The organism is Flavobacterium sp. (assembly GCF_039595935.1).
Lineage (GTDB): Bacteria > Bacteroidota > Bacteroidia > Flavobacteriales > Flavobacteriaceae > Flavobacterium.
Map to the genome: position 1 here is coordinate 24,000 of NZ_JBCNKR010000006.1, position 13,549 is coordinate 37,548.

10 protein-coding genes are annotated in these 13,549 nt (G+C 32.3%); 2 read left to right on the forward strand and 8 right to left on the reverse strand.

The features are described 5' to 3' along the window. Positions 1-12: 12 nt before the first annotated feature. Positions 13-1,569 (forward strand): hypothetical protein, encoded by a 1,557-nt coding sequence (locus ABDW27_RS09860; protein WP_343695744.1) that lies wholly within the window; start codon positions 13-15, stop codon positions 1,567-1,569. A 79-nt stretch (positions 1,570-1,648) separates the two neighbouring features. Here ABDW27_RS09860 and ABDW27_RS09865 read toward each other — a convergent pair whose 3' ends face one another. Then, positions 1,649-1,963, reverse strand: a complete 315-nt coding sequence (locus ABDW27_RS09865) for a GIY-YIG nuclease family protein (protein WP_343695745.1) — start codon at positions 1,961-1,963, stop codon at positions 1,649-1,651. A 388-nt stretch (positions 1,964-2,351) separates the two neighbouring features. On the opposite strand from ABDW27_RS09865, the gene ABDW27_RS09870 reads away from it, so the two are divergent. Beyond that, entirely contained in the window at positions 2,352-4,160 is a 1,809-nt protein-coding gene (locus ABDW27_RS09870) for a hypothetical protein (protein ID WP_343695746.1), read from the forward strand. Between the two features lie 58 nt (positions 4,161-4,218). Here the strand turns inward: ABDW27_RS09870 and ABDW27_RS09875 are convergent, their stop codons facing one another. The 7 genes from ABDW27_RS09875 to ABDW27_RS09905 form a co-directional block, all read right to left on the reverse strand. Then, positions 4,219-4,656: a YMGG-like glycine zipper-containing protein gene (locus ABDW27_RS09875; protein WP_343695747.1), complete on the reverse strand. Its 438-nt coding sequence runs from the start codon at positions 4,654-4,656 to the stop codon at positions 4,219-4,221. Positions 4,657-4,972: 316 nt separating this feature from the next. After that, positions 4,973-6,247: a kynureninase gene (kynU, locus tag ABDW27_RS09880; RefSeq protein ID WP_343695748.1), complete on the reverse strand. Its 1,275-nt coding sequence runs from the start codon at positions 6,245-6,247 to the stop codon at positions 4,973-4,975. A 277-nt stretch (positions 6,248-6,524) separates the two neighbouring features. Beyond that, a complete protein-coding gene (gene queA / locus ABDW27_RS09885; protein WP_343695749.1) occupies positions 6,525-7,574 on the reverse strand; it encodes a tRNA preQ1(34) S-adenosylmethionine ribosyltransferase-isomerase QueA in 1,050 nt (349 codons plus the stop codon). 377 nt (positions 7,575-7,951) lie between these two features. Further along, entirely contained in the window at positions 7,952-9,181 is a 1,230-nt protein-coding gene (gene aroA, locus ABDW27_RS09890) for a 3-phosphoshikimate 1-carboxyvinyltransferase (protein WP_343695750.1), read from the reverse strand. Positions 9,182-9,313: 132 nt separating this feature from the next. Beyond that, positions 9,314-9,640, reverse strand: coding sequence for a nucleotide pyrophosphohydrolase (locus tag ABDW27_RS09895; protein WP_012022600.1), 327 nt, complete (start codon positions 9,638-9,640; stop codon positions 9,314-9,316). A gap of 2 nt (positions 9,641-9,642) precedes the next feature. Next, positions 9,643-11,634, reverse strand: a complete 1,992-nt coding sequence (locus tag ABDW27_RS09900) for a DUF3857 domain-containing protein (protein ID WP_343695751.1) — start codon at positions 11,632-11,634, stop codon at positions 9,643-9,645. A gap of 2 nt (positions 11,635-11,636) precedes the next feature. After that, a complete protein-coding gene (locus ABDW27_RS09905; protein WP_343695752.1) occupies positions 11,637-13,547 on the reverse strand; it encodes a DUF3857 domain-containing protein in 1,911 nt (636 codons plus the stop codon). Between the last annotated feature and the right edge of the window lie 2 nt (positions 13,548-13,549).

A 13,549-nucleotide genomic window follows, 5' to 3' on the forward strand; every position in this document is an offset into this window, starting at 1 on the left:
TTAATACTGTAAATGTCAATCTATAAAAAAATAGCGATCGGAGTAATTTCTCTTTTTCTACTTTTAATTTTTGCCAATATTGGCTTGAATTACTGGATCAAAAAACAACTTCCGATTATTATTCACGAGAAAAACAAAACAGCTTATAAAATTAATTACGAAAAAATTGAAGTTTCTCTTTTTTCCCGAAATATCTATGCACAAACTTTATTGGTAAATCCGAAAAATGAACCGAAAGACAGCAAAAACGGACTTTTTACCAAAATAGAATCTATTACTATAAAACATTTTAATATTTGGAATTTAGCTTTTCGCGATATTATTCAGGCCGAAAGTATTATTATCAATAAACCTCGTGTGATATTATATAAAAAAGGCGAAAAACTTTTGAACAACAGCAAAAGCATTAAAAACGAAATTATTGAACCATTCCAGAAAATCATCGGCGTTTCGAATATTTATCTAAATGACGGTACCGTTGATGTTGTTTCTTTAGATACGCAAAAACCTATTTTCAGTATTAAAAAAATCCTCCTGAAACTGGAAGGAATTTTAATTACGGATGCTACTTTAAAAGAAAAAATTCCACTTCAGTATAAAAGTTATGCTTTGGTCTGCGATAGTTTATTTTATCGTCCGAGTGCTTTTTATCATATAACAATTGGAAAAATCAGTACCGAAAAAAACTTTTTGAAGATTAATAATTTTGCTAATCTTCCGCAATTCAATCGTCGGGAATTTACCAAACGTTTAGAAACCGAAAAAGATATTTATACTTTAAAATTTGATTCGGCTCAAATTGCAAAAATGGATTGGGGTTTTAAAAACGATCGTTTTTTCTTCAAAGCAAATTCACTTGTCATTAATCATTTTGATGCGAATATTTATCGCGGAAAAATGCCAAAAGACGATTTGAGCAAAAAATATCTTTACAATCATTTACTTCGAAATATAAAATTTCCGCTTGAAATTGATACGCTTCAGGTTTTGAAATCAAAATTGGTTTATGAAGAAGAAATAGATTTTTCTAAAGGTCCGGGAGTTCTCACTTTCGACAAATTCAACTTACGGGCAACTAATCTTCGAAGTGGTTTTGGACTGAAAAAAACAGATGATCTAAAAATCAAAGTAAACTGCATTTTCATGAAAAATTCTCCGCTCGATGTTGACTGGAGTTTGAATGTTCTGGATAAAAAAGACAGTTTTCATATTGAAGGCGTGATTTCTAATTTTGATGTTAGAGCCATGGGTCAATTCAGCAAACCTTATATGAATGCTACATTTACCGGAGCTTTTCATAAATACCGTTTTAATTTCTATGGAAATGATAATATCTCAAAAGGAAATGCTTCTCTGGATTATGATGACTTAAAAGTGAAATTATACAAAAAGAAACATCCTGAAAAAGAAGTCAAACTCAAATCGGCAATTGCTAATTTATTAGTAAAAAATGATTCTAAAGACAAAGCGAAAACCGCTGAAGTTGAAATAGAAAGAATTCAGGAAAAATCATTCTACAACTTTTTATGGCGAAGTATTGCAGAGTCTTTGAAGAAGATTTTGATATAAAACAAACTAAAATCAGGATTAACCGCAATCTTGTCATTCTGAGGAACGAAGAATCTTCGCAAGAAACTCTACAAAGATATTATTCAAACAAGTAATTCAAAAAATTTAAATCAGGATTAATCGTTTTAATCAATTCTATTTTCTTATCTCTTATCCAGCCTTTTATTTCTTTTTCACGCATTATTGCTTCTTGAATCCAAGTAAATTTTTCATAGTACAACAAGAATTCAACTTTATATTTTGAAGCAAAAGTTTTATTTTCTCCTGTTATATTTTCTTTATGTTGATTTAAACGAACTCTTAAATTATTTGTGACTCCTGTGTATAAAACAGTTTTGTATTTATTGGTGATTATATAAATATAATAAGTATGGTCGCCTTCATGCAATTTCATGAAACTAAATTAGTGCTTTTCTTTAAAAAAAGAGCGAATATTCTTTCTTTTTGTTTTATTAATACCTAATCAGATTTAGTAGCGAGCTTTGCGCCTTTAGATTGGGGAGCTACTTACGAAGATCCTTCCTTCGTCAGGATGACAAAGATTATGTAAAAACTGAAAACTACTCTCATTATTTGTCATTCTGAGGCACGAAGAATCTTCGCAAGAAACTCTACAAAGATTAGCGATTTAGATTGCGGAGCTACTTACGAAGATCCTTCCTTCGTCAGGATGACAAGATTGCGTAATTTGTGGCTATAAACTTTACCCACAAACCTGACAATTATCAGTTTTTAAAAAAAATTATTGTTTTTCATTTGTCTTTATTTTAATCTGAAAACAAATGACAAAAACGCCTTTGCACACTTTTCATATTCCAGTGATGGGGCTTGCGTACACGATTGACAGCCCTATTCGTGTGGCGCAATACGGAATTTCGTCTGTTATAGCACTTGCTGATGACGACTTGATTGAAAAGATGCGTAATTTTTACAGCACTAAATTCAATATCCCTTACGAAGAAATCACTCAGAAATTTCACGATTACCGTGCCGAAAGAATTACTTCTTACTTAAATTTGGTTGACAAAATTGTAAAAGAAAAATTCGAAAATTTCAAAACTGAATTAGCAGAAAGCAAAACCGCTCTTGAAAATTTTATGTCGATGTTACCCAATACTTCTGACATTAAAAAAGGTTTTCAGAATTTACTCGACGACGGAATCGCTTTGAAAGAAAACGTTCAGCAGTATATCGAATCGCATCTTTTTCCCGGAGAAATTGATGTGAACATTATGACGAAGTTAGACAAAGATAATTTTGTAAAAAACGAACAACTCCCGATTGAGTTTAATGACGCACATGCAGCCTTAAGAGGTTTTGCAAACAGTAATTTAGAATCTTCGGTTGTTCTTTCTGCAGGGATGAATCCGAGATTGTTTGGCTACTTTGAAAACTTTAAAGACTTTTTCCCAAATGAAAAAAACGAACTGAAAAAGAAAATAATCTTAAAAGTAAGTGATTTTAGATCGGCTATGATTCAGGGAAATTTCCTGGCTAAAAAAGGACTTTGGGTTTCTGAATATCGAATAGAATCTGGATTGAACTGCGGCGGTCACGCCTTTGCAACCGACGGACTCTTATTAGGGACGATTTTAGAAGAATTCAAGCAGAAAAAAGAACAATTAGTACAATCGGCTCACGATTTAATGATTAAAGCTTTACAGCTAAAAAATCAAATATTTCCCGAAAAACCTTTAGAATTAAAAATCACGGTTCAGGGCGGAGTTGGAACTTCAGAAGAACATGAGTTTTTATTAGATGAATATAAAGTAGATGCTGTTGGGTGGGGATCTCCATTTCTGTTGGTTCCAGAAGCAACTTCTGTAGATCAGGAAACGAGAAACTTACTGATGAATGCCAAAGAAGATGATTTTTATTTAAGTAATATTTCACCTTTGGGAGTTCCGTTTAATACTTTGAAAGGAACAACTAATGAATTCCTAAAACAAAAGAGAATTCAGGAAAACAAAGCCGGAAGTTCCTGCCCGAAAAAGTTTTTAGCTTTAAGCAAAGAATACGATCCACACGGAATTTGCACAGCTTCTAAAAAATATCAGGATATTAAGCTAGAAGAATTAGAAACCCAAAAAGACATTTTGTCTGCTGACGAATTCGAAAAAAGCAAAATTAAAATTACAGAGAAATCTTGTCTGTGTGTTGGTTTAGCTAATGCTTCTTATCTTGAAAATGACATTAAAATAAAAGGTCAGGCGCAAGGAGTTGTAATTTGTCCGGGACCAAACCTGGCTTATTTTGATCAGGAAGTTTCGTTAAAAGAAATGGTTCAGCATATTTATCAGGGAAATTCTGTTTTAAGAACAGATCGCCCTAATTTATTTGTGAAAGAATTAAAAATGTATGTAGATTATTTGAGAAATGAAATCGAAAACATTTCAGGACAAGTAACGGCCATTCAAATTAAAAAATGGAATTCTTTTAAATCGAATATTTTAGAAGGAATTGAATATTATCGAAATCTGTTTTCATCTTCTTTGTATTTCAAAACTGATGAACAAAAAATTAAAGATCAATTCGAATTTTATAAAACAGAATTAAACGCCATTCAAATTCCCTCATCAGGATTAGTATAAAACAAACCGCCGACTTAGTTTCCTAAATCGGCGGTTTTATTTTTTATAGAATTAAAATCTACTCTTTCTTCTTGTTTTTACTGTCAATAACAGCACCTGTTCCTGTTCCTAAAGCAGCACCTGCTAAACCACCAATGATAGCACCTTCACCTTTTTTCTTACTAACAATTGCTCCGGTCGCGGCACCAACTCCGGCACCAATTACAGCACCTTTGGCAGTCGCGCTCCATCCTTTCTTTTTTGTGGTTGCTGCCGTTGCTGTACCATCATTTTGATGTACTACAACAACTTTTTGAGATTCAGCTTTCTGTTCCTGTTCTTCTTTTATCTTCGCCATTTCAGTCTTCATTGAATCGATAACACGCTGTTTGTTAATCTCAACTTTCATTGAATCAATACTGGCTTGCTTGGCTTTATTTATATCCTCTTTACTTTGCCCTTGATTTTGACAAGAAGTAAAAATGATTACTGCGAATAAAATATATAAGCCTTTCATGATTATAGGTATTTAAATTATACACTACAAAATACGGAAGATCTGATATAATGTTTATTACAGAATTTTTTGGAAAATTTATAAGATTAAAAGATTTTTTGTTTTGCCACAGATTAAAGGATTAAAATGATTAAAAAATGTGCTGAAAAAAGCTCCCGCAGATTTTACAGATTTAGCGGATTATTCTTTGAGAAACTTTATCAAAAAAATTTGCAAAATCTGCAAAATCTGCGGGAAACAAAAAATGCGTACCTTTTGTCATTTCGAACGAGAAATGACAAAAGGTACGCTTACTATTATTCCTTTAAACAAGAGCTTACTTCCCTAAAATTCCTTTTTTCAAAATTTGTCCAAAATCATACATATCTTCATATGAAGAATACAAAGGAACTGGTGCTAAACGAATAACGTTTGGTTCACGCCAATCTGTAATCACACCGTTTTTCATTAAATAATCGAACAAACTTCGTCCTTGCCCGTGAAGAAAAACAGATAATTGTGAAGCTCTTTCTTCTGGATTTACTGGTGTGATGATTTCGAAAGTACTTTCTACTTCCTTATCAATTTCGTGCAGAATAAATTCTAAATATGAAGTAATATGATCACGTTTTTTAATCAGTGCATCCATTCCAACTTCAGCAAACATTTCTACTGAAGCCAAATAAGGCGCTAACGAAAGAACCGGAAGATTACTAATCTGCCATCCATCTGCACCGTGGACCGGATCAAAAGTTGGTTCCATTTTAAAACGGCGTTCTTTATTGTGTCCCCACCAGCCAGCGAAACGAGGCAAATCTGAATTATGATGTTTTTCGTGAACAAAACATCCGGAAGCATTTCCGGGACCTGAGTTCATATATTTATAACTGCACCAAGCAGCAAAATCTACATTCCAATCATGAAGTTCTAATTTAATATTTCCGGCAGCATGTGCTAAATCCCAACCTACTTTTGCTCCGGCTTTTTGTCCCGCTGCGGTTATGGTTTTTATGTCGAAAACTTGTCCGGTATAATAATTTACTCCGCCAATTAAAACTAAAGCTAATTCATCTCCAACTTCTTCAATTTTGGCTAAAACATCTTCCAGACGAATATTATGTTCACCTTCACGGCGTTTGATTTCTACGATTGCATCTTCTGGTTTGTATCCGTGAAAATGAACCTGACTCTGAAACATATATTGATCTGATGGGAAAGCTTTTTCTTCGCAGATAATTTTATAACGTTTGCCTTTTGGCTGATAAAAAGAAACCATCAGTAAGTGAAGATTTACAGTCAGTGTATTCATTACTGTAACTTCTGACGGAAGTGCTCCCACAATTTTGCTCAACGGTTCAGAAAATCTTTCCTGATAATCCCACCAAGGTTTTTCAGCATAAAAATGACCTTCTACTGCCAATTCTGCCCAGTCATTCATTACTTCGTCTATATAGGCTTTGGTACGTTTTGGCTGTAATCCTAAAGAATTTCCAGTAAAATAAATTACTCGTTTGTCATTCACTTTTGGAAAAATGAATTGATTTTGATAGTGGTTTAATGTGTCTTGCGAATCTAGCCCTCGTGCAAATTCGCGTGTATTTTGAAAAGTCATTGTATTTTTTGTTTTGGTTGCTAAAATAACAAAATTTGTTTGTTTTGTTTCAAGTTTTAGGTTTCATGTTGATATGCTTTGTGAAAATTAACGCAAAGTTCGCAAGGTTTTTTTGCTCAGTTTGTGTTTGCCAACTGCAAAAGAACACAAAGCTTTGCGAACTTTGCGGTTAAACAACGAATGTCAAACTTGAAACTTTAAACCTGAAACTTTGAACAAACAAAAAACCCGACAGGTTCTAAAAACTTGTCGGGTTTCTTTATAAGATAAACTCTAATTAAAGAATTAACATCGCGTCTCCGTAAGAATAGAATTTGTATCCTTCTTTGATTGCTTCTTCGTAAGCACGTTTCATTAAATCGTGACCACAGAAAGCAGAAATCATCATTAATAATGTTGATTTTGGTGTATGGAAATTCGTTATCATACAGTTTGCAATACTGAAATCGTGAGGAGGGAAAATAAATTTATTTGTCCATCCTTCGTATGGATTTAAAGTATTAGCAGAAGAAACAGAACTTTCGATTGCACGCATAGAAGTTGTTCCTACAGCACAAATACGTTTTTTCTTTGCTTTTCCTTCGTTTACAATATCACAAGCTTCCTGAGTAATGATTAATTCCTCAGAATCCATTTTGTGTTTAGATAAATCTTCAACCTCAACCGGGTTAAAAGTTCCTAAACCTACGTGTAAAGTTACCTCAGCAAAATTTACTCCTTTGATTTCTAATTTTTTCAAAAGGTGTTTTGAGAAGTGTAAACCTGCAGTTGGTGCAGCTACTGCTCCTTCTTCTTTTGCGTAGATAGTTTGATATCTTTCAGCATCTTCCGGAGTTACGTCTCTGTTGATGTATTTAGGAATTGGAGTTTCTCCAAGTTCTGTTAATTTGTTTCTGAATTCTTCATAAGAACCATCGTATAAGAAACGTAAAGTTCTTCCACGAGACGTTGTATTGTCGATTACCTCAGCAACTAATGAATCGTCATCACCAAAATAAAGTTTGTTACCAATACGGATTTTTCTGGCAGGATCTACCAAAACGTCCCATAAGCGCTGCTCAGAGTTTAATTCTCTTAATAAGAAAACTTCAATTCTAGCTCCGGTTTTTTCTTTGTTTCCATACAAACGTGCAGGGAAAACTTTTGTATTGTTAAGAATTAAAACGTCTCCGTCATCAAAATAGTTGATAACATCTTTAAACATTTTATGTTCAATTGTTTGTGTTTTACGGTCAATTACCATTAAACGAGACTCATCTCTATTTTCTGCCGGAAATTCAGCTAAAAGTTCTTTCGGTAAATTGAAATTGAAGTGTGATAATTTCATATTTGAATTGTAGATTTTAGAGTGTAGATTCTAGATTTGATTATCTAAAATTTTAAATCGGATGCAAATATACGATTGTGAGATAGGCGTTGTCAAGTCTTTTGACGTTTATTTTCAAAAGTCCTTGATTTTGTGAGGTTTCCAGAACCATTAAAAATGCTTTTTTTGAACCATAGAAGTTATATAAGTTCATATTAATTAGACTTTTTAAATATTGGAGCTTATATATTAAACCCGACAGGTTTTAAAAACCTGTCGGGTTTGCTTTCTAATGCCATAAAAAAACCTCTGGTTGAAACCAGAGGCTATGTTTTTACATACTTTGCGTTAAGCTTTTATTTAAATGAACTTATATAACTTATATGGTTCAATTTTCCTTACAATTCTGAGATTTGAAAGTTTAGCGCTTTTAAATCGTTCCAGAAATCCGGATATGATTTTGAAACTACTTCGGCATCATCGATAATAATTGGAACTTTGATTGCTAAAGGTGCAAATGCCATTGCCATACGATGATCGTTGTATGTTGCAATATGAACATCATGATTAATAGTTTCTGAACGTTCTAAAGTTAAACTATCATTAGTTACAGAAATATTCGCTCCTAATTTTGTCAATTCAATTCTTAGAGCTTCAAGTCTATCTGTTTCTTTGATTTTTAAGGTATGAAGACCTGTTAAGTGACACCCAATTCCAAGACCTAAACAAGTTACTACAATCGTTTGTGCAATATCTGGCGTATTGTTCAATTCAAAATTTACATCCTGATAATTAAATCCAGCCACTTTTTGCAAAGTCATTTTGTTGTTTTGGAAAGTCGTTTTTACGCCCATTTTTTCATAAAGAGAAACTAACTCTGAATCTCCCTGAAGACTGTTTTCTTTGTAACTGCTTAAAGTGATTTTTGCAGATTCAGATAAAGCTACCAAACTAAAGAAATAAGATGCCGAACTCCAGTCTGATTCTACAACCATTTCTTTTGATTCTACAGATTCTTTTGGGTAAACTTTAATTATATTTCCTTCAAAACTAGTTTGGATATCTAAATCGTTTAGTAAAGCTAAAGTCATTTTGATATATGGAATTGAAGTTATTTCTCCTTCTAAAGTAAGCTCTAAACCATTGTCTAATTTTGAAGCTACTAATAAAAGTGCCGAAATATATTGACTGCTCACATTTGCTGCCAAAGTAACTTTTGAAGCCGTAACTTTTTTTCCTTTGATTCGAATTGGCGGATAACCTTCTTCTTTTTCATAAGAGATCTCAACACCCAATTGTCTTAAAGTATCAACCAAAATTTTGATTGGGCGTTCCTGCATTCTGCTTGAACCCGTCATAACAACTTCTCTTCCTTCACTTACAGCAAAATAAGCAGTTAAAAAACGCATTGCTGTTCCGGCGTGGTGAATGTCTACAATTTCGTCATTTTCTGCCAATGCTTTTTGCATTACTTCACTGTCATCTGAGTTTGAAGTATTAGCTAAGGTAATATTTGGAAATAAGGCTTTTAAAAGTAATAAACGGTTTGTTTCGCTTTTAGAACCTGTGATATTGAGTTGCGAATCATCAATTGTGAATTGCGGATTCGTTCTTAATTTTAAATTCATTTTTTTAATTGTAAGTTGTGAATTGAATTATGAATGATTAGAAACATAATTCAGCCCCGCAATTTACCACTCCCCATTCATAATTCAAAATTCAAAATTCAAAATTCAAAACTTATGAGTGATATTTCACAATTATTTCAATTTATCGTTGTTTTTGTGACGATCTTTATCTCTAACCGATTTTAAGTCCATTTTTTTGTCGAAAGCGGCTTGTAAATCGATTCCGGTTTGATTTGCCAAACATAAAACTACGAAAACAACGTCTGCCAATTCTTCACCTAAATCTTTATTTTTATCACTTTCTTTTTCAGATTGTTCTCCGTAACGACGAGCAATAATTCTGGCAACTTCACCAACTTCTTCTGTAAGCTGTGCCATATTCGTTAATTCGTTAAAATAACGAACGCCGTGTTCTTTTATCCAGGTATCAACGTCAAGTTGTGCATTTTTCAAATCCATGATTATATTTTTTTAAGGACTATTTTTTCATTTTGACTTGCAATAATTTTCTGAAAAACATCTTTCAAACCTTTATATTGCTCAGCTGCAAAAATACTATTGTTAATTTCATTTGTGCAGTTTATTTGAATTTTGTTTCCTTCTGTAAAAAAATTCAGCGTATATACCAAATCATTATTTTCTGATGCAACTTTAATTTTCGAAGGCATTGACTCGACTGCATATCCTTCTGGAATTTCTAAATTAATATTATATTTTTCCTGGGTTTTATATCCAAACCAAACTGGCATTCTTCTATTTTCCTGATTAAAAGGATTTTTTGTTTTGGTAAAAAATAAGAGAGGATTTATGAATATTTTCCCTCCAATTATATCAGACTGGCTATTTGAAGTAAAAGAAAAAGTTTCTACAATTGGGTTTTGCAGATTCGATTTTTGGTTTTCGATTTTATAATTTGAAATACTCAGACTGCCTAATTTTTCTTCAAATTTCTCCAAATAATTATCCTGAGATTTTGAATTATTTTCAACTCTAAAACTATATGCATCATAATCTGTACGCAAAATTCTGACCTGGCCGTTCATTTTTGCGTCACTGTCTATTTTTACAGACATAATGAAATTTTCTTTAGATGGATTGGAAGGTTCTAAATCAATTTCTGTAGATGTTCCATCTTTTTTTATCAATCTTCCTTTCCAGTTCAAGACATTTACAGGAAGAATATTCGGTGAAGTATACTTATGTGTAGCATCAAGTAAAATTTGTTTGCCATCAATTTCGGCTGCTGCAAAAACATAATTAAATCCCGTTCTTGTTGGGTAAACTGGAAGTCCATTTTCAACTGTACTTACTAAAACAGGATTAGCTTCTATTCCTGCCAATTTTAACATGTTTATTAAAATAAAGTTTATTTCAGCAACATTTCCCGTTTGATCTGTGTACGCTTTTTGAACACCTTTATCTGTGTAATAATCATTAATTTCATTCCAGTTCATTCTATTTTGAACGTAAGTAAAAATGAGATTTAAGCTTTCATTTTGAGACTCTACGTTTCCGAGTAATCTTTTTACATCTTCAATTAAAAAATTATTTTGATTTAGTTCTTTTCCAAAACTATTGTCATTAAAAATAGTCTTAGCAACACCTTCCCATGTTAAAGCATAATCTTTAACAGGCTGTTCCGGCATACGAACTCTTTCTAACTCATGTTTAATTTGTCCTCTGTAGTTTTCAATATTGTTTACATAAGGTTCTTCTGTTAATGCCGGAATATTTTTTCCTGAATAAAAGGCATTAATTTGACGATATGTAAGTGAATTGGTTTGATTGTATTCGTTTTCAAAAGTCTGACTTCCGCTGGCAAATTTACTTTCTGTTTCAAGCGGAATACCTCCAACTAATAAAGGCTTATAAATGTAGAATTCCGGAATTTCTGTTTTATAATAAAAATAATTAAGCGGAATATCGTATTGAATATCAAAGTCTGGAAATTTTACAATATTCTCTGACTTTAAAACATATTTGTACTCAATTATAGAACCTACTTTCACATTAGGCAGTGTAATAGCTTTCTCTTTCCAATATTTATTTATTTTTTTCTTAAATGAACCCTGGCTCTCAAGCTTTGTTTTTACGATTGAACCATTTTCTAAATTGTATGTCGCAGCATCCGAAAACTCCAAACGATCTTCATTTAAGTTTTCATATCCAATATAGAAACGCACTTTTTGATCGGCCCATTTTAAGCCTTCCTTTTTGTAGATTTTAATTTTAATTTCACAAACATGGTTTGCCGAAAAACCAACATCTTTATTGTAACTAAAAAATGTTCTTCCTTTTTTAAACAAAATAGCAGCAGGGGCGCTGCTGTCTTGTGGATGTACTTTTTCCTGAAGTTCGGCAACAGTTACTTTTCCTAATTGATAATTTTGAGAATTAACTTTAGTAACCAATAAGAAGAGAAAAAGAATTATTCGTAAACTTGAAAGTTTCATTTCTATATCCTTTTTAAGATAATTTTTTCGGTCTGTTTTGCGATCATCGTTTTATAATATTCCTTAAGCATTTCGTATTTATCTACCGGAAATATTGCTTGATTGATTTGATGTATCATTGACAACTGTATTTTTTTATCTACAACTGCTGTATCAAATTTAAAAACACCTAAGTTATCTTCCATAACAACACCTAAGGATTTAGGCAGATTTTCAACTTCAAAATTATCCGGAATTGCAATTGTAATCGCATACCTTTTTGCAAAAGGGAATCCAAAATCAACTGGGTATTCTCTTTTTTCCTGCTTAAACGGATTTTTTTCATCTAAGAAAAAAAGCATCGGATTTATGTATATTTTATCACCAATTATTTCAGAAAGATTTGATCCTGTGAAAGAAAATGACTCAGAAACAGGTTCTGAAATCTCTTTTTGATTGGTTCTTTTGTAATTGCTTATTTCTATTTTTCCGCTTTCATTTTCAAACTTTTCAATATAAGTTTCTTCATTTTCTTTAGCTATTTTTTCTCTAAAGTTAAATGCATTATAATCAGAATATTGTCTTCTTACCTTCCCTTCAATACTTCCATCTGCTTTTACATCAAATCCCATTGAAACAAGATCGTTTGAGTTTTTTTTAGGCATTAAATCTACCGTTTCTGAAGTGCCGTCTTTACGAATTAATCTTCCTATCCAGTTTAAATCTCTTAATGGCAGTACATTTATGGTTGAAAATTCATCGGTAGCATCTAATAAAGCTATTCCAGTTGGGGTTTCAACACCTGCTATTACATAATTAAAACCTTCTGTACTTGGAAAAAAATTAATTCCATTAGATCTTGTACTTATTAAAACCGGATGCGCCTGCAAGCCTGAGTAACCCAGCATTGCGGTTAGCATTAAATTAATATCGGCACAATTTCCTATTTTTTCTTTATACGCTTTTCTTACCCCTTTTTCGCATCCATACCCTAAATAATTATTCCATTTTATGTTTGATTTCACATAATTAAGGATTGCTGTCATTTTATCTTCGGGCTTAGTTTTTCCTTCTAAAAGAAGTTTAAGATCCTCTTCAAAATAACCTGTTTTGTTTAATTCAGGACCAAAATCGTCATATTCATAAATTGTTTTTGCAACTGTAGGCCAGTTTGTAGAAAATGATTTAAATAAAGTTCCCGGAATGGAAATTGTCTCAAGTTCATGAGATATTGAAGCACAATAATTTTTTATATTGTTAACATAACTTTCTTCTCTCATTGCAGGAAGGTTTTGAAGAGAGTAAGTAGTTTCGTGTGCTAAATATTTATATGAATTCGATGCTATTTGTGTAGTTACTTTTGGAGCAAAAAAGCCTGTAAAATTTCTTTTAAAAGTAAAAGCATCCGGAATTATGGTTTTAAATTCTGAGTAATTGACTGGAATACTTTTTTGGAAAGTCCAATCCGGAATACCTCCGCCGTAACTTTTAACTTTATATTCAATAATAGAACCTTCTTTAACGTCTGGAAAAGTGATTTTTTTAAGCCAATAATATTTGTTATTTTTTTCTATAAACTCGCTTTCAGGTTTAAGTTTAGATTTTACAATCTTTCCGTCTGCCAGATTATATGTAACAACATCAGTAAGATTTAAATAATTTGATTTACCGGCCGGAAAGGCAAACTGGGCATTTGCCCAGTCATAACCTTCTTTTCTGTAGATTTTTATTCGCATCAAAATCGTCGTTTCTGAATCGTCGTCTATTTTGGAAATTCCTTTACAAAATAAAACTGCTGCAACTGCTCCAGAATCGAGAGGATGTATTTTTTCTTCAAGTTCAGCAATCGTTACCTTCCCCAATTCATAAGTTTGAGATTGAACCTTTATAAAAAAAAGGAAAAATAAAATGAATACTAAACTTGAAAATTTCATAC

Bases quoted from the DNA above. Each gene is read 5' to 3' on its own strand.
- ABDW27_RS09875 (WP_343695747.1), bottom strand. From the start codon at position 4,656: ATGAAAGGCTTATATATTTTATTCGCAGTAATCATTTTTACTTCTTGT.
- ABDW27_RS09905 (WP_343695752.1), bottom strand. From the start codon at position 13,547: ATGAAATTTTCAAGTTTAGTATTCATTTTATTTTTCCTTTTTTTTATA.
- ABDW27_RS09870 (WP_343695746.1), top strand. From the start codon at position 2,352: ATGACAAAAACGCCTTTGCACACTTTTCATATTCCAGTGATGGGGCTT.
- aroA (WP_343695750.1), bottom strand. From the start codon at position 9,181: ATGAATTTAAAATTAAGAACGAATCCGCAATTCACAATTGATGATTCG.
- ABDW27_RS09865 (WP_343695745.1), bottom strand. From the start codon at position 1,963: ATGAAATTGCATGAAGGCGACCATACTTATTATATTTATATAATCACC.
- queA (WP_343695749.1), bottom strand. From the start codon at position 7,574: ATGAAATTATCACACTTCAATTTCAATTTACCGAAAGAACTTTTAGCT.
- ABDW27_RS09860 (WP_343695744.1), top strand. From the start codon at position 13: ATGTCAATCTATAAAAAAATAGCGATCGGAGTAATTTCTCTTTTTCTA.
- ABDW27_RS09895 (WP_012022600.1), bottom strand. From the start codon at position 9,640: ATGGATTTGAAAAATGCACAACTTGACGTTGATACCTGGATAAAAGAA.
- kynU (WP_343695748.1), bottom strand. From the start codon at position 6,247: ATGACTTTTCAAAATACACGCGAATTTGCACGAGGGCTAGATTCGCAA.
- ABDW27_RS09900 (WP_343695751.1), bottom strand. From the start codon at position 11,634: ATGAAACTTTCAAGTTTACGAATAATTCTTTTTCTCTTCTTATTGGTT.